Source organism: Pseudomonas putida, assembly GCA_041071465.1.
GTDB lineage: Bacteria > Pseudomonadota > Gammaproteobacteria > Pseudomonadales > Pseudomonadaceae > Aquipseudomonas > Aquipseudomonas putida_P.
This window is the reverse complement of the sequence record CP163498.1, coordinates 3880570-3899676: the sequence shown is the minus strand read 5'-3', so window position 1 is coordinate 3899676 and position 19107 is coordinate 3880570. Positions and strand designations below refer to the sequence as shown.

Sequence of the window (19107 nt, the reverse complement as noted above, 5' to 3'; positions counted from 1 at the left end):
GAGATCCAACATGAAAGTGAGACGAGTAGTTGCAGGCACGCAGAATGGTAAAGCTGTATTCCTAGCCGACGGTTTCGCGCCTCAGACCCATGAGTACAAAAATATTCCAGGATTCGCTACTTCTTTAATATGGCAAACGGTGGCATCTCCGTCCCTTCCTGAAGCATTTGACGATCCAGTTCAAGCCAGCTCTTCACTGCTGCCTCAGCCTGGAGAAACCAAGTGTCTGGCGGTGAGCTTCCCGCCTGACTCAATCTTCCAGTCCTCGGATTTCAATCCCGAGGAGGCCCATGCTGAGCAGCAACGCCACCTGCTTGGACTGTATGAATGCTTCGACCTTGAGCGACCAGGCATGCACGCATCTCCGACAGTCGACTACGGCATTGTGGTCAAAGGCCCTCTCATTCTCGAACTGGACGACGGCCAGATCAGGGAGCTCGCGAGCGGAGACATCGTGGTGCAGCAAGGCAATATACATGCTTGGCGAAACCCCGGGACCGAACCTGCGTTGGTTACATTCGTCCTGATTGGCGCCCACGTCCTGCGGTAAAAAATTACATAGGATAATAATAATGAAAAGTTATGTAACACGCGCCGGCGTTGCTAGCGCGTTCGGATGCTCTTTGCTCGTTTCTTCGCTATGTTACGGTACTGAAAGTGGAGATACCGTTTGGCCGCTAGGCGTACAGACCGTTCTTCCGGCAATCCTGCCCCCACCAGGTGAAACCTCTTTGTACAGTTATACCGCCTACTACAAGGCGGATAGCTTTAAAGACAACAGTGGCAAATCCTCTGTCCCAGGGTTCAGCTTGGAGAATTTTGTTCAAGCTATTCGTGTGGTGCACACGTGGGACGTGAAATTCGATAGCGGCGTTACTCTCAGCAGCGGAATCATCGGGTCAGCGAACAAGATCAAGGTTGAGGCATTCGGAAACAGTGATACAGACTCCGGCTTCAGGCAGCTGTACCTTACCCCTCTATATGTCGGCTACTCGCCTTCCGAAAACTTGCACTTGCTAACGGGATTCAGTGCCTTTGTCCCATTGGGAAACTATGACGGTAATAAGTTAGCGAATAGCCCGCCAGGCTATGCGAGCTATACTCAGGAATTTGACCTAACCTGGTTCCCCCACCCTAACTGGGAGGTCTCGATTGCACCGACCTTCACCATCAATGCGAAGAACGACGACACCGACTATCGCTCGGGCAACGTGTTCAACGTCGACTACCTGCTTGGCTACAGGCTGCAGTCCAATCCCAAGGTTCAGCTGGGTTTGGTGGGATATTACACCAAGCAGGTCACCGATGATCGCTACGACCATGGTGACCTCGATGATGGGAACCGGCTGAGTAAATTCGCCGTTGGCCCCCAAATCTTCTATGCGTTTGATCAGAAGTCAGGGGTCGTGCTCAAGTGGATGCGTGAGACCGCGGTCAAGAACGGTCCCAAAGGCGACTCTCTATGGCTTGAGTTCGCTTTCCCGCTATGAGGCTAGCTTCTCAGCCTCAGGCATTTTAGATACGACATCCTTCGCCACACTGTGAATATGGCTCGCAGCCGCATTGGCTGCAGCCTTTTTGTTCCTGGTTTTAAGCGCTGCAAGAATCTCATCATGCTCATCAGTAGCAGCCCCCAAGTGCACTTGGAAGCCGCAGGTTTGCACGATGAAAAAGTCGGATAGCTCGAAATTTGCTACTTGGCGTGACGAGAGTATTGGCGATTTCGCCATTGAGTGCAGCACGCGATGGAATTCTACGTTCAAATTCCGATAACTGTCGGCAGCATCGCTGTGAGCTGGATTGATGCTTCTAATTTTGTCGTTGATCTCGGACATACGCAGCACATCATCAGGGGAGCCACGCTCAGCAGCAAGCCCTGCGATAAGCGCTTCGTTGTTCGCAAACATTTGGTAGAAGTCATCAACTTCCAAACGTGTAGGGTGCACAACCTCACATCCAACCTGGGCAGTGATCACGACAAAGCCCCTCTCCTGCAGGCTGTTCAGTGCGGTCATGATTGGCTGACGACTGACACCCGTTTCCTCGCTGATTTCCTTTACCAGGATTTTTTCACCGAACGCATATCTACGATTCAGTAGGCGTTCCAAAATGTGCTGATAGATAGCGGTCTTCTTGTTTGCCACTTGCATCGGTGTGATCTTCCTAGGACTGAGTGCGCGATTCAACATTTCGCTAACTGGCTTGCATACTAGCATTTCGGATAGTAAACCAGATTTTCGCACCAATCGCTTCGTCATCCGTCGCGACCCATTCCCAACGCGTGAATCCATACGACGATGAGCGGGCATCTCTAAGCTTGCATGCTAGCATTCTAGCGTGCATGATGATCAGGCAGACAAAAACAAATCTACCTGCATGGCGCTGCCCCTCTGCCGTAAGGCATTGAGGAAAGCGCTCATGCCGTCCCAGTGCGAGGCGGCCTGCACTGGGGCACGACGTAAAGGTTTCGTATCGATGAACGCTTACCTGCATTGCCTATCGCACACGCCCCTCATTGGGCATTTCGATCCGCCCAAGAACGTGCTCGATGAAGTAGATGAGGTGATCCGCGCCGCCCGTGCACGCATCGCCGCTTTCGATCCTGAGCTCGTGGTGCTTTTCGCTCCAGACCATTACAACGGCTTCTTCTACGATGTCATGCCCCCTTCTGCCTGGGCATGGCGGCAGAAGCCATCGGCGATTTCGGCTCGCTCGCCGGCACCCTGTCTGTCCCCAAATCCATCGCTGAAGCTTGTGCTGAGTCTCTGCTGAGCAATGGCATCGACATGCCTGTTTCGTATCGCATGCAGGTCGACCACGGCTTCGCTCAACCGCTCGAATTCCTTCTCGGCGGCCTGGACAAGTATCCGGTCTTGCCGATCTTCGTGAACTGTGTGGCCCCGCCTCTGCCTACCTTCGAGCGAGTCAGGTTGATGGGTGATGCGGTCGGTCGATTTACGCGCACCCTGAACAAGCGGGTGCTGTTCCTGGGATCGGGGGGCCTTTCACACCAACCTCCAGTTCCGGAGTTAGCCAAAGTCGATGCCCGGATGGCTGATCGGCTCATGGGCAGTGGCCGCAACCTGCCAGAAGACGAGCGCACCGCTCGCACCCAACGCGTGGTCATCGCAGCTGAGCGATTTGTCGAAGATCAGAACACCCTCCACCCGCTGAATCCCGAGTGGGATCAATACTTCCTCGACGTTGTTGAGCAGGACCTGTTGAGCGATCTGGATCAGCTCCCCAACGCACATCTTTCCGAATTGGCCGGCAAATCCACGCATGAGGTCAAGGCCTGGGTCGCTGCGTTCTCAGCGCTCGCTGCCCACGGCGCATACACCGCAACTGATCGCTACTACCGAGAGATCCCGGAGTGGATCGCAGGCTTCGGCTCTATCAGTGCGCACTCTCAGCGCTAACAACCTTCACGGAGAATCAATCGTGACTGCAATTACTGAAAAAGACACCAGCAAATTCGTTCGCGTCCAAGACGGCGAGCTGGATCTGAATATTCATTACAACGACTGCGGTGAAGGCAAAGAAACGGTTGTCATGCTGCACGGTTCTGGCCCTGGTGCTAGCGGCTGGGCCAACTTCAATCGCAACATCGAGCCACTGGTAGAGGCTGGCTTCCGGGTCATCCTCATGGACTGCCCTGGCTGGAGTAAAAGTGATTCGATCGTCAGCACAGGCTCTCGCTCCGATCTTAATGCCCGTGTTCTGAAAGGTTTGGTCGATAAGCTGGACCTGGACAAGGTGCACTTGCTCGGCAACTCCATGGGTGGCCATACAGCCGTAGCCTTCACGCTGACTTGGCCTGAGCGCGTAGGCAAACTCGTGCTTATGGGCGGAGGCACCGGCGGGGTCAGCCCATTCGTATCAATGCCGACTGAAGGCATCAAATTACTCAACGGCCTGTACCGCGAGCCAACGATCGAAAACCTCAAGAAGATGATGAACATCTTCGTCTACGACACCAGCGACCTCACCGAGGAACTGTTCCAAGCGCGCCTGGACAACATGCTGGCTCGAAAAGACCACCTCGAAAATTTCACCGCGAGCCTCGCTGCGAACCTCAAGCAGTTCCCTGACTTCAGCCATCGCCTCGGCGAGATTCAGGCCGAGACCCTCGTAGTTTGGGGTCGCAATGACCGCTTTGTCCCGATGGACACCGGCCTACGCCTGGTTGCCGGCATCCCCAACTCTCAACTGCATGTCTTCAACAAATGCGGCCACTGGGCCCAATGGGAACACGCGGACACGTTCAACCGCATGGTTCTCGACTTCCTCACCCACTGATCGAGGTCACGATGAACATTACACAAGAGACCCTTGAGCGCTTGGCGGCTGATCTGCGCAGAGCTGAAGGAAAGGGCGAGCCTGTTGGACCACTGCGTGACGTGATCGGCGCCACAAACGTGGAAAGTGCCTATGCGATTCAACGCTTGAACCAAGCCCATGCCATCGCAAATGGACAGCGTCTGGTTGGCCGCAAGATTGGATTGACCAACCCCAAGGTCCAGGCCCAGCTGGGCGTAGACCAGCCGGACTTCGGCTGCCTGTTTGCAGACATGGCGTACGGCGACAACGAAGTGGTTCCGTTCGAACGTGTTCTGCAGCCCAAAATCGAGGCAGAAATTGCACTGGTTCTGGAACGCGACCTGCCTAGCGCTTCCACAACTTTCGCAGACGTCATCGCCGCAACTGGCTGGGTTCTCCCGGCGCTTGAAATTGTCGGCAGCCGCATTGAGGGCTGGAACATCAAATTCGCCGACACCGTGGCTGATAACGCATCAAGCGGGTGTTTTGTCCTTGGCGGCCCTGCACAGCGCATTGATGGCCTAGACCTGCGCGGCGCAACGATGCGGCTCTCTAAAAACGGTGAGGTCGTCAGCTCTGGCAGTGGTGCCGAATGCCTGGGTAATCCGCTGAATGCAGCTGTTTGGCTCGCTCGCACAATGGCTGAGTTTGGTGAACCTCTCAAAGCAGGCGACATCATCCTCACAGGTGCCCTGGGACCGATGGTCGGCGTAAGCGCAGGTGATCATTTTGAAGCCGAAATCGAAGGCCTTGGCCGCGTCGGCGTGTCGTTCAGTGTCGAGTGATGGAGATCTAGAAATGACTACAAAACGCAAAGTCGCCATTGTCGGCTCCGGAAACATCGGCACCGATTTGATGATCAAGATCCTGCGCAATGCCAAGCACCTGGAAATGGCCGTGATGGTTGGTATCGACGCTGCTTCTGATGGTCTGGCCCGCGCAGGCCGAATGGGCGTGGCTACCACTCACGAAGGTGTCGCTGGCCTGGTCAAAATGCCAGAGTTTGCTGACATCGATTTCATCTTCGATGCTACCAGTGCCGGTGCTCACGTCAAAAACGACGCCATGCTGCGTGAGTGCAAGCCAGGCATCCGGGTGATCGACCTTACTCCGGCAGCTATCGGCCCTTACTGCGTACCAGTGGTTAACCTCGAAGAACACGTCAACGCGCAGAACCTGAACATGGTCACGTGCGGCGGCCAGGCAACTATTCCAATGGTCGCTGCAGTATCGCGTGTTGCCAAAGTGCATTACGCAGAGATCGTCGCATCAATTGCCTCCAAATCGGCGGGCCCAGGCACCCGAGCGAACATCGACGAATTCACTGAAACCACCTCGAAAGCCATCGAAGTCATTGGCGGCGCAGCCAAAGGTAAAGCCATCATCATCATGAATCCGGCTGAGCCTCCTCTGATGATGCGCGACACCGTCTACGTGTTGTCTGAAGCAGCGGACCAGGATCAGGTTGAGGCCTCCATTGAAGAAATGGTTGCCGCAGTGAATGCGTATGTCCCCGGCTACCGCCTCAAGCAGAAAGTGCAGTTTGAAGTCATCCCTGAATCTGCCCCACTGAACATTCCCGGCCAAGGCAAATTCAGTGGCCTGAAGACCTCTGTTTTCCTTGAGGTCGAGGGTGCTGCCCATTACTTGCCATCGTACGCAGGCAATCTCGACATCATGACTTCTGCTGCGTTGGCTACCGCCGAGCGCATGGCACAGTCGATGAGCCAAGCCTGAGGAGCGCAGATATGAACGGTAAAAAGCTCTACATTTCGGACGTGACCCTGCGTGATGGTATGCACGCTATTCGTCACCAGTACTCACTGGATCAGGTCCAGGCAATCGCTCGAGCACTGGATGTCGCCAAGGTCGATTCGATCGAAGTAGCCCATGGTGACGGCCTTCAAGGCTCCAGCTTCAACTACGGCTTCGGCGCACACACCGATATCGAGTGGATCGAAGCTGCCGCCGACGCGGTGAAGCACGCCAAGATTGCAACACTGCTGCTCCCAGGGATTGGTACTCTACACGACCTCAAAGCGGCCTATACCGCAGGCGCTCGCGTCGTCCGTGTCGCCACCCATTGCACCGAGGCAGACGTCTCCAAGCAGCACATCGAATACGCCCGTAAGCTCGGCATGGACACGGTTGGCTTCCTGATGATGAGCCACATGCAGACCCCCGAAGGCCTCGCGCAGCAGGCAAAACTGATGGAAAGCTACGGTGCCACCTGCATTTACGTCGTCGACTCCGGCGGCGCGATGAATATGGATGACATTCGTGAGCGCTTCCGCGCAGTGAAAGGGGTGCTTGATCCGGCCACTCATACCGGTATCCACGCACACCACAACCTGAGCCTCGGCGTAGCCAACTCGATCGTCGCCGTGGAGGAAGGCTGTGACCGCATCGACGCGAGCCTGTCAGGCATGGGCGCCGGTGCTGGTAATGCCCCACTGGAAGTGTTCATTGCGGCAGCAGACAAGCTGGGCTGGAATCACGGCACTGACCTGTACGCCCTGATGGACGCAGCAGATGACCTGGTTCGCCCACTCCAGGATCGCCCGGTACGTGTTGATCGGGAGACTCTCGCGCTCGGCTACGCCGGTGTGTATTCGAGCTTCCTTCGCCATGCAGAAGTTGCAGCTGCGCGCTATGACATCAAAGCAGTAGACATCCTGGTCGAGCTGGGCAAACGCCGCATGGTCGGTGGCCAGGAAGACATGATCATCGATGTCGCACTGGATTTGCTGAAGCGCTGAGGTTCGCAGACAGCTCCACGCAAGCTGTCTGCAGCAATCCCCTCCCGTCAGGGAGGGGGTCTATGAGACAACAATAAGAGAGACCACCCGACATGAATGCCTCGCAAAATCCCTACTGGCAGCACCTCCGAACACGCAGTGATCAGCCCACCTACTCACTCTTTTCTGAGTGATTACTGAGCTGATGTAGCTCCACATTACTGGCGTTACTAAAACCACAATCACGTGTTTTCTGAAGACCTTTCAAGGGCTTCGGAGGGGGTCGCTATGACTGACAAAACTGACAAGACCAAACTTTTCGTAACCGTCCGGCCAACTCACCTTCCTGACCCCGACGCCAAAGGCGATGGTGTCCACCTAATTTAAGTGGACACCATTTCTAGCCTTTTAAGCGGGTCTTTCCATGCAGTCACAACGCCGTTCCTATTCAAAATCCTTCAAGGCCCAAGTTGTCCAAGAGTGCGCCCAGCCCGGCGCATCGATTGCCAGCGTCGCGCAGAAGCACAGCCTTAACGCGAACCTCGTACATAAATGGATTAGGGTACTCACGAACAAAACTATGGCGCTGCAACCTGCTTTCATTCCAGTGCCCTTGCCGCTAGCCGGAGGACATTCGCAGGCAGCTTCATCAAGTATCTGCATTGAAATCCAGCACCCGCGTGGCACCGTCAAAGTGAACTGGCCGACCGAAAGCGCTGTCGCCTGTGCCACCTTTCTGCGAGACCTGTTGGAATGATTCGGATCGATGCCATCTGGCTTGCCACCGAGCCTATGGACATGCGCGCCGGTACCGAGACCGCGCTGGCCAGGGTGATCGCGGTGTTCGGTGTGGCGAAGCCGCACTGCGCATACCTCTTCGCTAATCGCCGTGCCAACCGAATGAAAGTCTTGGTGCATGACGGTGTGGGCATTTGGCTGGCAGCGCGACGATTGAACCAAGGCAAGTTTCATTGGCCCGGCATCCGTCACGGATCGGAAGTCGAACTCGATAACGAGCAACTTCAAGCCTTGGTACTGGGTTTGCCGTGGCAGCGGGTCGGCGCAGGCAGCGCGATCACAGTGCTTTAGCCCCTGCCATTAGCCCATCGGTTTATCGCTGTTGACGACCTGCTCTGACACAATCAGCGGCATGACTTCCTCGCCCAATCTCGACCAGATGACACCGGAACAGCTGCGCGGCTTGGCCGAACAGGCTATGCAGTTGCTGTCCCAGGTCGACTCCATGAGCCAGAAAATCCAACGCCTCGAAACGGTCAACGAGCAACTGGCTCATGAAATCGCCATCCTCAAGCGACACAAGTTCGCCAAGCGCAGCGAGCAACTGAGCCCCGACCAAGGCAGTCTGCTTGATGATCTGCTCGATACCGATATCGCAGCTATCGAAGCCGAGCTGAAGGCAGCCAATCCGCCGGCCGCACCGGCCGAGCCACGTCATAAGCCCAAGCGTGCACCACTGCCGCCGCAGTTTCCGCGAACCGTGATCCGTCACGAACCAGAGAATACTCAGTGCGTGTGCGGCTGCCAGCTTCAGCGAATCGGCGAAGACGTCAGCGAGAAGCTCGATTACACTCCGGGCGTGTTCACAGTTGAGCGGCATGTGCGTGGAAAATGGACGTGCCGTCAGTGTGAAACACTGATCCAGGCGCCTGTACCGGCCCAAGTGATCGACAAGGGCATCCCGACCGCAGGCCTTTTGGCCCACGTGATGGTGGCGAAGTTCGCCGACCATTTACCGCTGTACCGGCAGGAGAAGATTTTTGGTCGGGCCGGACTGCCCATCGCCCGTTCGACACTGGCGCAATGGATCGGACAGACCGGTGTGCAGCTCCAGCCTCTGGTCGATGCGCTGCGTGAGCATGTGTTGGCCCAGGGCGTGATCCACGCCGATGAGACCCCGGTTCAGATGCTCGCACCAGGCGAAAAGAAAACCCACCGCGCTTACGTGTGGGCCTATAGCACCACGCCTTTCTCGGCCCTAAAGGCCGTGGTCTACGACTTCAGCCCCAGCCGTGCCGGCGAACATGCGCGTAACTTCCTGGGCACGTGGAACGGTAAGCTGGTCTGCGATGACTTCGCCGGCTACAAGGCCAGCTTCGAGCTGGGCATCACCGAAATCGGCTGCATGGCCCATGCACGCCGCAAATTCTTCGACCTGCATGCAGCCAATAAAAGCCAGTTGGCGGAGCAGGCGCTTCACTCGATTGGCGGGTTGTATGAAGTCGAGCGACACGCCAAGGAAATGAGCGACGAAGCCCGCTGGCGATTACGTCAGGAAACAGCGGTGCCCATCGCTGAAAAACTGCATGAGTGGATGTTGGCCCAACGCGAACTTGTGCCCGAGGGTTCGGCCACGGCCAAGGCCCTGGATTACAGCCTTAAACGCTGGGTAGCGCTGACGCGCTACCTGGAAGATGGTGCTGTGCCCATCGACAATAACCAGATCGAGAATTTGATCCGGCCGTGGGCGCTTGGGCGCTCGAACTGGTTATTTGCCGGGTCGCTGCGCAGTGGAAAAAGGGCGGCGGCAATCATGAGCCTGATCCAGTCGGCGCGTATGAATGGGCACGATCCGTATGCCTATCTCAAGGATGTACTGATGCGGCTTCCGACACAGCGGGCGAGCGAAATCACGCAATTACTCCCGCAGCATTGGATGCTTGCCTGAGGCAGGCTAAGTGGACTTCGCCAAATAGTCAGCTCAAAGGCTGATTGGCATCAACAATTCGGAAGCGACTTTTCTCAGCATGTAGGTTTCGCGCAGAATTGACTGCCCCATCGAAGACTCGTGACGCTGCATGACGGCTTCATTGTGTGCGATGGCTTCATGCAGGTTGATCCAGACAGGCCGCATACCATTAGCGATTTCGTGGCTTTCCATTCTCACCGGCTCTAGCTGGGGCGCTACTTCGCATTGATAAAAATGCGAGGTCATGTGCATCAGATCGTACTGTGGCTTTTGGTAGGGCCGGTACTCCTCGATGTAACCGTAGTGCTGGAGCACCTGTATTTCACGAGCACCAGTCTCTTCCTCAAGCTCACGCTTCAGGCCTGCGACAATGTCCTCGTCACCATCAAGGCCGCCTCCAGGAAAGCTGAAATCGTTATAGCGCTCGGTGAACAGCAACAGGATCTGTTCACCCCGCATCACGATGCCGCGAGCTGCATGTCGACGGAATACTCTGCCCTGCTTGGATTTCAGCTCGGGGTGAACAATTTCAGTTATGAGTTGCATGTGGTCTCGTAGCGGCAAGATCAGTTAGTCATCGTCCAGGGTGGCCACGGTATTTCCTCAGTTCTGGAAATACTGTGGCCAGTGGAACTGGCTCAGCGAAGCAGCAATAAGGGTACAGTGGATGTACGCAGCATCGTCGTGGTCGTGCTGCCTATCAGAAAGTGCCTGATGCGTGAGTGCCCGTACGCCCCCATGACCAAGAGGTCAATGCCGTGCTCTGCCTGATACGCATGCAGTGTGGACTCTACTTCGCCTGGGCGGATCTCGGAATGCACCAGCGAGCCGGAAGACGCAAGCGTGGTTCGTGCCTTCTCCAGCGCGTTCTGGTTGTCTTCAGAATCCGTTCCAACCATGACGATATGAATTGGCAGGCCTTCGCACAGCGGGCTTGAAGCAAGCATCTGTAAGGTCTTGTGGCCTGTTGCGCTGCCGTCAAATGCCACCATGACCGTTTCAGGTTTCCTGAAATGGCTGGTTGTAATCAGGGTGGGGCGGTGGATAGTTCGGACTATCGCTTCAATCTGGCTGCCAAGACTTTGGGCACTGCGCGTGCTGTCCTCACCGACTCTTCCAATCACCAGTAACCGAATATCGTCTTGGAGATCGCTCAGGCTCTCGACGAGATGGCCATGGCGCTGCTTCATATCAGGTGACATGGCGCCAGAGTGAACTGTTCGCTCGCGAGCTTTTTCAAGCATGTGCTGCCCATGCTCCAACGCCAGTTTTGCCCGCTGCGCATCCAGCATGGCCAACTCTTCCAGCAGATGTTCTCTGCTACCGAGACCGATATTGCCGCTGAGGTCAGCGGATGCAGGATATTTCTCCTTATCCAGCACATGAAGCAAGGTCAGGGGAGCGCTGAGTCGTTGCGAGGCCCATGCTGCGTAATCGCAGACCGCCAATGAGGATTGTGAGTTATCAATGCATGCCATTACGCGGGTCATTGTCGTTCTCCTTAGTGGCTCATGAGCTTGTCGATGGCACCGGGTTTGTCATGCACGCCGAAGCGGTCAACGATTGTCGCGCTGGCTTCATTGAGACCGAGCACTTCAACCTCAGCGCCTTCGCGTCGGAACTTGATCACGACCTTATCCAGCGCTGCGACGGCGGTGATATCCCAGAAATGCGCCTGTGTGAGATCGATGGTGACCTTGTTGAGCGCCTCCTTGAAGTCAAAAACCTCAGTGAACTTGTCCGCAGAGCTAAAGAACACCTGGCCCACGACGCGGTAAGTCCGATGCGATTTCGTCTCTTCAAGAGTGCTCTTGATATCCAGGTAGTGCCCGACCTTGTTTGCGAAGAACAGGGAGGCCAGCAGCACACCTACCAGTACGCCGTAAGCCAGATTGTGAGTGGCCACGACGACCACGACGGTCGCCACCATGACGAGGTTGGTCGACAGCGGATGCTCTTTCAGATTACGCAAGGAATCCCAGCTAAAGGTGCCGATGGACACCATGATCATCACAGCCACGAGTGCCGCCATAGGGATTTTGGAGAGCCACTCGCCAAGAAATACCACCATCAGCAGCAGGAAAACGCCGGCACACAATGTCGAGAGACGGGTGCGGCCACCAGATTTCACGTTGATGATCGACTGGCCGATCATGGCGCAACCTGCCATGCCGCCAAGCATGCCGGCAGCGATGTTGGCCACACCCTGGCCTTTGCACTCGCGGTTTTTGTTGCTGGTGGTGTCGGTAAGGTCGTCGACGATGGTCGCGGTCATCATTGATTCGAGTAGACCCACTACTGCCAACGCAGCCGAGTACGGGAAAATGATGCGCAGGGTTTCAAAATTCAGCGGAACTTCAGGCCAGAGGAAGATCGGGAGCGTATCAGGCAGTTGGCCCATGTCACCGACGGTGCGGATATCCAAACCGAGGTAAATGGCGATGGCAGTCAGCGTCAGAATGCACACCAATGGAGAGGGAATCACCTTGCCGATTTTCGGTACATACGGGAACAGGTAGATGATTCCCAGGCCCGCAGCGGTCATGGCATAGACATGCCAGGTGACATTGGTCAGCTCAGGCAATTGCGCCATAAAAATCAGAATCGCTAATGCGTTTACGAAGCCGGTGACTACCGAGCGTGAAACAAAGCGCATCAACGAGCCGAGCTTCAGGTAGCCGGCAAGGATTTGAAGTACGCCACATAGTAGCGTCGCGGCCAGCAGGTACTGGAGTCCATGCTCTTTTACCAGCGTAACCATCAGCAGTGCCATGGCGCCTGTCGCCGCCGAGATCATTCCGGGGCGCCCGCCGACAAAGGCGATGACAGCACAGATACAGAAGGAGGCGTAGAGACCGACTTTGGGATCTACCCCGGCGATGATGGAAAAGGCGATGGCTTCCGGGATCAGCGCGAGTGCGACCACCAGCCCCGCGAGCACGTCGGCACGGACGTTGGAAAACCACGTTTGTCTAAGTTTTTGCAGCATATAAATATCCAAGGCAAAGCATCGCGCACGCCAAGGGAGTGGCGAGCGAATCGATACAAATTCAAATTTTGAGGATTTTTTGCTGTGTGCTTAAGGTGTAAAACCAGGCGTACAGCAGTGAGCACCCGCGAGCGAGGCTAGCGGAAGCAGGTTGTTGCGAGGGGGCGTAGCGCTAAGGCGGCGTAGGCTGCCAGTAGATCGTTTGGAGTACAGTCATGCTGATGTTCCTGTAGCTCAAGGGGTATGCGGAGCCGAAGTATACAATGAAGCCATCGTCGATTGCGACCCGCTGGCAGGCTCTGCATGACCTACGTCAGATACAGGCTTATTCAATGGGTATACCTGCGGGCAAGGCTTTGTTTTCCACCCGTTCTTGTCCGAGCTGGTCTGTGTGCTGAGGGGTGGAGTTGGCCAGACGGTTACAACTTTTCATCACCATCGCGCTTTGCTTCCTCGTAGCATTGATGGAAGGCTTGGATCTCCAAGCCCCAGGGATCGCGGCTCACGGCATGTCTGCCGACTACAGCTTGGATAAGCTGGAAATGGGCTGGGTCTTCAGTGTTGGCGTACTTGGTATGCTCCCAGGCGCTTTCATTGGCGGCCGCCTTGCTGATCGCTATGGCCGGAAGAAAGTACTCATCGTCTCGGTTGCACTATTCGGCATCTTCTCCCTCGTCACTACGGTTGCCTGGAGCTTCAGCGCGTTGCTGTTCGCCCGGCTCCTGACAGGCGTGGGGTTGGGAGCATCGCTGCCCAACCTGATCGCACTCGCCTCTGAAGCCGCTGGTGAGCGCATGCGAGGCACGGCAGTAAGCTTGATGTACTGCGGTGTACCGCTGGGGGCCGCGTTGGCAGCCGCCATTGGGCTGCTGGATTTCGGGGCTGGCTGGAAGCTCGTCTTCTACGTCGGCGGCGTGGTCCCTTTGGTCATCGTTCCCTTGCTGGTTCTCTTCCTGCCCGACGTGTACAAGCAATCAATTGCAGCCACCACCACGATCGAAGTTCCCTCCACCAAAGCCATCCTGGTTGAAGGCGGTGCACTGAAGAAAACCCTGCTCCTGTGGGTTAGCTTCTTCTTCACACTGATGGTCACCTACATCCTGATCAACTGGCTGCCAAGCATCCTGATTGGACAGGGATTCAAACCGAGCGAGGCAAGCGTCGTCGTATTGGCCATGCAGCTTGGAGCGGCCGTGGGTACGTTGATGCTCGGCGTTGCCATGGATCGCCTACCTATCTGGGCCATGTCGGCACTGGTTTATGGGGGCATTCTGATTTCCTTGGCCTGCCTGACCGTGGCGGCTTCACTCCCTACCATGATCGGTGCAGGATTCTTGGCCGGCATCTTCACAACGGGTGGCCAGTGCGTGCTCTACGCCCTTGCTCCTCAGTTCTATCCCGCCAATGGCCGGGCGACCGGGACCGGCGCAGCACTCGCTGTCGGTCGTATTGGTGCCATGACGGGACCACTCGTCGTAGGAAAAATGATGGTCCTGGGGGCCGGTGCGGGCGGCGTAATGTTGGCCTCGGCGCCGGGCATCGTTCTAGCGGCTATCTCGCTGCTTTATCTCTCGTCTCTGAAGAAGCGCCCTGAGCTGAGTGCTTCAGCGGTTTGACCGAAATTGCGTCATCACAAAAACAAAAAAGAAGACACGACATGAGCAAATCAACAACTATTGCATTCGCCGGGCTGCTGGCTATGCATGCTGCTTCACTCCAGGCAGCCGGGTTCGTGGAAGATTCGAAAGCTAAGGTAACGCTGCGCAACTATTACTTCGATCGCAATTACATCAACCAGACGCCGCAAGCTGCGGCGCGAGAGTGGGCCCAAGGCTTCATCGTCAATTTCAACTCGGGCTTCACCGAGGGCGTGGTCGGCTTTGGATTGGATGCTCAAGCCATGATGGGTTTGCGCCTGGACTCCTCACCAGACCGGGTAGGCACTGGCCTCTTGCCGTTCTCTGCCGCCACCAGGGAGCCCGCTAAGGATTACTCCGAGCTAGGGCTCACAGCGAAGATCAAAGTTTCCAAAACCGAGCTGCAGTACGGCACTGTGAGTACGTTCTTGCCGATCGCATTCGCAAGTCCAACACGGCTGCTGCCACAGACTTTCCGCGGGACCTACCTGCGCTCGCAAGACATCAGCAATTTGTCACTGCACGCGGGGTGGTTGGACCGAATCAACCTACGAGATTCAACTGATTACCAAAAGATGCGAGTTTCAGCGCCGAACGGACGTTTCAACGGAGCTGCGGAGTCTGATGCCTTCTATTTCTTGGGCGGCGATTACGCCTGGTCCAAAAACCTAACCCTCAAGTACTACTACGCAGAGCTGGAAGACATCTACGACAAGAACTACCTCGGTTTCGTCGACACCCGTGAGCTGGGTTCAGGACGGCTCACTTCCGACTTCCGCTTCTATGACTCCAAAGACAATGGATCCGCAAAAGCTGGGCAGGTAGACAACCGCAATACTGCATTGATGATGACCTACCAGCTCGGCGTGCATCGTCTCGGCGTTGGCTTCATGCAGCTGACCGGCGATACCGCTATGCCCTATCTCTTTGGTACTGAGCCTCTGGTGATAACCGAAGGCACCCTAAGCTCGGAGTTCCTAAACCCTAAAGAGAGAAGCTGGCAGGTCAAGTACGACTATGACTTCGCTGGGGTTGGCGTCCCAGGACTGAAGGGCATGTTGCGTTACGTCAGCGGGGACAACATTGATCTTCCGAACCTTGGCGGCGGCAATCTCAAAGAGTCGGAAAAAGACGTCGAGCTTTCCTATGTCATCCAGAGCGGTACCTTCAAAGATGTGGCACTCCGAGTAAGGCACGCTTGGTATCGAAATGATTTCGGTCCTGGCGCTACTCACCGTGATGACAATGAGCTGCGAGTGAACGTCGACTACACATTTGCTTTGTGGTGAAACGACGCGCTAGTGCCGTTTCAATCCGGGGAAGAAAAAGAGTGACGACATAGGAGTTGAGCATGACAGGTCGCAGCACACTAGGGATCTGGTTTACTTTTCTGTTTGGTGCGATCTGCGCGCTTGGCCCAATGTCAATTGACATGTCCTTGCCTGGGATTCCTAACTTGGAGCATGAACTGGGTGTGCAAGGGGGAAAAGGCTCGTTGACCTTGGCGATATTCCTCGCTGGGTTCTGCTCAACACCTCTTGTCAGCGGGCTGATCGCTGATCGCTTCGGTCGTCGCATCACGCTACTAGTCAGCCTATTATGCTACAGCCTCGCAGCTTTAGCCTGTTCACACTCCAGTGACTTCACGGCTCTGCTTGTGGCTAGAGCTTTCCAGGGTGCCGCTGCCGGTGCATGTGTTGCCCTTCCGTTCTCGATTGTCAGAGAGAGTCTTCCAGAACAGACAGCACGCACCCATATAGCCAGCTTGACGGCGGTTGTGGGTCTCGGACCATTGATCGCGCCATTGCTTGGCGGCGTGATCACTGATTTCTGGTCCTGGCGTACGGTTCACCTGGTACAGGCGCTGGCGGGGGCCGCCATTTGGCTTGGGCTCTGTTTAACCTATAAAGAAACACTTATACCGACCCTGCGTAAGCAAATCTCGTTCACCTCAGCAGTCATTCGATGCGCGGCATTTTTGAAGAACCTGGTTTTTTCCTGCTCATCAATCATCTATGCCGCTTGCTTTACCATCATGTTCGTATTCATCACGGCTTCGCCAAAAATTTTTTACGGTGATTACTCTGTAACGGGGCTTCAATTTTCATTGCTTATTTCTCTCATCTCAGGTGCCGCGTTTTTTGGCTCCTTGACCACCGCTGCCTTGAACCGTCGAGGCTGGACCGACAGAAGGGTCATGGTGATCGGCTGTTCAGGCTTACTGATTAGCATCGCAGCACTCGTACTGCAGAGAACGCTCGGCGAAATTTCGTTAACCATGCTTGTCGTATTTACCAGCCTAACGATCTATTTTTTTGGATTGGTATCCCCAGCAGCAACCCACAGTGCACTTTCAACGGCAACGGAGGATAGAGGCACCGCCTCAGGACTCCTCCGGACTGTTCAAATGCTTTTCTCCGCAGGGATTAGTGTGACTCTTCCTTGGTTCTACGAGCTGATGCCGGCCTTGAGTGCAGCGTTGCTGTTGATGAGTTTCTGCCTAGCTGCGGCCCTCATTGCTCTGGTAGGTATGATAGCTACTTGTCGCCCCATATCAGAAAGAGAAGAAATTGAAGCGGTTGAAAAAACTTAACTGCTTGCGCGCTGAGTGCCCCCAGGGGATGGGCAAAAGCAGGCACTAGAGAGGCTGACGAAATGCAGCTTCGGCCTCGTTGTCTACGCCATGCTTGCATGCTGGCATGCAAGCATGGGTTGGCGGCAGGCTACTCCTCGCACTTTGCGTTGACCTGATTGCCCTGAACCTAAAGAACAATAAATATCCGGAGGTCCCATGCAGCAGCCCCTCATCACATACGCGCACTCTAAGTCGCAGCGTTCTGACGTTCGTCCTTAAAAGCTGGCACTACCTGACGCCTAGTTCGTCGGCGTTCCGGTTTCCAGCACCAAAACTGATCCGAGCCTTTGCGAGCTCGAAACGACCTTTGTAACGCCTGGAGAATAAGAAAATGACTACCTCCAATAGCTTTGACACCGATGTTTTGGTGATCGGCACTGGCCCTGCTGGTGCGACCACTGCCCTAGCACTCGCCACCTACGGTGTGCGGGTAAAAATGGTCACCATGTTCAACTGGCTGGCAAACTCGCCGCGCGCTCACATCACGAACCAGCGTGCCATGGAGGTCGTGCGTGACCTTGGGTTGGAAGAGGAGGTGGTGAGAGCGGCCACGCCCTGGGATCAGATGGGCGATACGCTGTTCACCACCAGTTTGGCAGGTGAAGAAATCGCACGTATGCGCACCTGGGGCACTGGCGACAAACGCAAGGGCGACTACGTCCAGGGCAGTCCATGCACCATGCTGGATCTCATCCAGCCTGAAATGGAGTCTATCCTGCTCAAGCATGCTGCAGCACGCGGTGCTCAAGTGAGCTTCAACACCGAATACTTGAGCCATAAGCAGGATGCCGAAGGTGTAACTGCTCGCATGAAGGACGTTCTGACCGGTATCGAATACGAGGTCCGAGCGAAGTATCTGGTGGGCGCCGATGGAGCCAACTCCAAAGTAGCCAAAGAAATCGACCTACCGATCGTAGGCGAGATGGCAAGGGCTGGAACCGCTTACGTCATTTTCAACGCAGACCTGAGCAAGTACGTAGAACACCGTCCAAGTATCCTGCAGTGGATCGCTACTCCAGAAGCTGGTTTCGGTGAGATCGGCATGGGTTTGTTGCGCGCCATCCGTCCGTGGGATCAGTGGATTGCGGGTTGGGGCTTCGACATAACCAAAGGCGCTCCGGATCTATCCCCAGAAGTGGTACTAGACAAGATTCGTCTTTTGGTCGGTGATCCCAAGCTGGAAGTTCAGATCGAACGCATGTCGACCTGGTATGTAAACCAAGCACATGCCACCGAGTACTCCCGTGGCCGAGTGTTCTGTGCTGGCGACGCTGTTCACCGTCACCCACCATCAAGCGGCCTGGGCTCCAACACCTGTATGCAGGATGGCTTCAACCTTGCCTGGAAGCTGGCTTACGTTCTTAAAGGCTTTGCCGATCCGAATCTGCTGGAAAGCTACACCGCAGAGCGTGCTCCCGTGGGCAAGCAGATCGTGGCACGTGCCAACCAGTCGCGTAAGGACTATGCCCTGCTGAAAGAGTGCTTCAACTTTGGCAATGGCGTGGACACCATCGCCAAGCTGCTTGATCGCATGCGTGACCCCAGCCCGGCTGGTGTGGAAGTTCGCATGAACCTGCAGAAGGCGCTGGAAATCAAGAGTCGCGAATTCAACGCTCAAGGTGTCGAGCTGAACCAGCGCTACGTGTCCTCTGCCGTTAAAGCTGATCCTAGGGATGGTGTTGAACTCTGGGCTCGTGACAAAGAACTGTACCTGCAGGCTACCACTCGCCCTGGTGCCAAGCTTCCTCACGCTTGGCTAGTTAACGAAAGCGGCCACCGGATTTCTACACTCGATGTCGTGGGTAAAGGGCAAATGACGCTTATCACGGGCCTTGCCGGCCAGGCATGGGTGGCTGCTGCAGAAAGCTTAAACCAGCCATTCCTGAAAACCGTTGTAACAGGCGCAAAAGGGACCGCGGACCTCTACTGCGATTGGCAATCGGTTCGTGAGATTCACGAGGCAGGCGCGCTTCTGGTTCGACCTGATGGCTATGTCGCTTGGCGGCACAGCAACGCTGTTTGGTCGGCCGACGAAGCAGTTTCAGAACTGCAGCAGGCTCTCCAAAGCGTCCTCGGTTAAG

At 55.7% G+C, this 19107-nt stretch carries 17 protein-coding genes and 1 pseudogene; 14 read left to right on the top strand and 4 right to left on the bottom strand.

What is annotated here, in order from left to right:
* Positions 1-10 precede the first annotated feature (10 nt).
* On the top strand, positions 11-550 hold the full coding sequence (locus tag AB5975_18050; GenBank protein XDR18532.1) for a cupin domain-containing protein: 540 nt from the start codon (positions 11-13) through the stop codon (positions 548-550).
* Positions 551-572: 22 nt separating this feature from the next.
* The gene (locus AB5975_18045; GenBank protein ID XDR18531.1) at positions 573-1490 is read left to right on the top strand and encodes a transporter; all 918 of its coding nucleotides are present in this window, start codon (positions 573-575) and stop codon (positions 1488-1490) included.
* Here AB5975_18045 and AB5975_18040 read toward each other — a convergent pair.
* Positions 1485-2150, bottom strand: a complete 666-nt coding sequence (locus tag AB5975_18040; GenBank protein XDR18530.1) for a GntR family transcriptional regulator — start codon at positions 2148-2150, stop codon at positions 1485-1487. The two genes, AB5975_18045 and AB5975_18040, sit on opposite strands and share 6 nt — an antisense overlap.
* A gap of 226 nt (positions 2151-2376) precedes the next feature.
* Here AB5975_18040 and AB5975_18035 point away from each other — a divergent pair.
* The 8 genes and pseudogenes from AB5975_18035 to AB5975_18000 all read left to right on the top strand — a co-directional run bounded on the left by AB5975_18035 (position 2377) and on the right by AB5975_18000 (position 9744).
* Positions 2377-3419 (top strand): annotated as a pseudogene (locus AB5975_18035) (3-carboxyethylcatechol 2,3-dioxygenase).
* A 22-nt stretch (positions 3420-3441) separates the two neighbouring features.
* Positions 3442-4299: an alpha/beta fold hydrolase gene (locus tag AB5975_18030; protein XDR18529.1), complete on the top strand. Its 858-nt coding sequence runs from the start codon at positions 3442-3444 to the stop codon at positions 4297-4299.
* 11 nt (positions 4300-4310) lie between these two features.
* Complete coding sequence (mhpD, locus tag AB5975_18025; GenBank protein XDR18528.1) at positions 4311-5105, top strand: 2-keto-4-pentenoate hydratase; 795 nt, start codon at positions 4311-4313, stop codon at positions 5103-5105.
* Between the two features lie 13 nt (positions 5106-5118).
* The gene (locus AB5975_18020; protein ID XDR18527.1) at positions 5119-6057 is read left to right on the top strand and encodes an acetaldehyde dehydrogenase (acetylating); all 939 of its coding nucleotides are present in this window, start codon (positions 5119-5121) and stop codon (positions 6055-6057) included.
* Positions 6058-6068: 11 nt separating this feature from the next.
* Positions 6069-7079, top strand: a complete 1011-nt coding sequence (gene mhpE, locus AB5975_18015) for a 4-hydroxy-2-oxovalerate aldolase (GenBank protein XDR18526.1) — start codon at positions 6069-6071, stop codon at positions 7077-7079.
* Between the two features lie 403 nt (positions 7080-7482).
* Positions 7483-7815, top strand: coding sequence for a transposase (locus AB5975_18010; protein XDR18525.1), 333 nt, complete (start codon positions 7483-7485; stop codon positions 7813-7815).
* Positions 7812-8147, top strand: coding sequence for an IS66 family insertion sequence element accessory protein TnpB (gene tnpB / locus AB5975_18005; protein ID XDR18524.1), 336 nt, complete (start codon positions 7812-7814; stop codon positions 8145-8147). Before AB5975_18010 ends, tnpB begins: the two co-directional genes overlap by 4 nt.
* Before the next feature lie 61 nt (positions 8148-8208).
* Positions 8209-9744 carry an IS66 family transposase gene (locus tag AB5975_18000; protein ID XDR18523.1) on the top strand — a complete coding sequence of 512 codons (1536 nt, stop codon included), beginning with the start codon at positions 8209-8211 and terminating at the stop codon, positions 9742-9744.
* A 33-nt stretch (positions 9745-9777) separates the two neighbouring features.
* On the opposite strand, the gene AB5975_17995 is transcribed toward AB5975_18000, so the two are convergent.
* From AB5975_17995 to AB5975_17985, 3 genes are all read right to left on the bottom strand, one after another.
* On the bottom strand, positions 9778-10311 hold the full coding sequence (locus AB5975_17995) for an NUDIX hydrolase (GenBank protein XDR18522.1): 534 nt from the start codon (positions 10309-10311) through the stop codon (positions 9778-9780).
* A 92-nt stretch (positions 10312-10403) separates the two neighbouring features.
* Positions 10404-11255 carry a universal stress protein gene (locus AB5975_17990; protein XDR18521.1) on the bottom strand — a complete coding sequence of 284 codons (852 nt, stop codon included), beginning with the start codon at positions 11253-11255 and terminating at the stop codon, positions 10404-10406.
* A gap of 11 nt (positions 11256-11266) precedes the next feature.
* Positions 11267-12754 (bottom strand): SulP family inorganic anion transporter, encoded by a 1488-nt coding sequence (locus AB5975_17985; GenBank protein XDR18520.1) that lies wholly within the window; start codon positions 12752-12754, stop codon positions 11267-11269.
* Positions 12755-13155: 401 nt separating this feature from the next.
* On the opposite strand from AB5975_17985, the gene mhpT reads away from it, so the two are divergent.
* From mhpT to AB5975_17965, 4 genes are all read left to right on the top strand, one after another.
* A complete protein-coding gene (gene mhpT / locus AB5975_17980; GenBank protein XDR18519.1) occupies positions 13156-14370 on the top strand; it encodes a 3-(3-hydroxy-phenyl)propionate transporter MhpT in 1215 nt (404 codons plus the stop codon).
* A 41-nt stretch (positions 14371-14411) separates the two neighbouring features.
* A complete protein-coding gene (locus tag AB5975_17975; GenBank protein ID XDR18518.1) occupies positions 14412-15680 on the top strand; it encodes an OprD family porin in 1269 nt (422 codons plus the stop codon).
* Between the two features lie 62 nt (positions 15681-15742).
* The gene (locus AB5975_17970; protein XDR18517.1) at positions 15743-16984 is read left to right on the top strand and encodes an MFS transporter; all 1242 of its coding nucleotides are present in this window, start codon (positions 15743-15745) and stop codon (positions 16982-16984) included.
* Positions 16985-17357: 373 nt separating this feature from the next.
* Entirely contained in the window at positions 17358-19106 is a 1749-nt protein-coding gene (locus tag AB5975_17965; GenBank protein XDR18516.1) for an FAD-dependent oxidoreductase, read from the top strand.
* Position 19107: the final 1 nt, after the last annotated feature.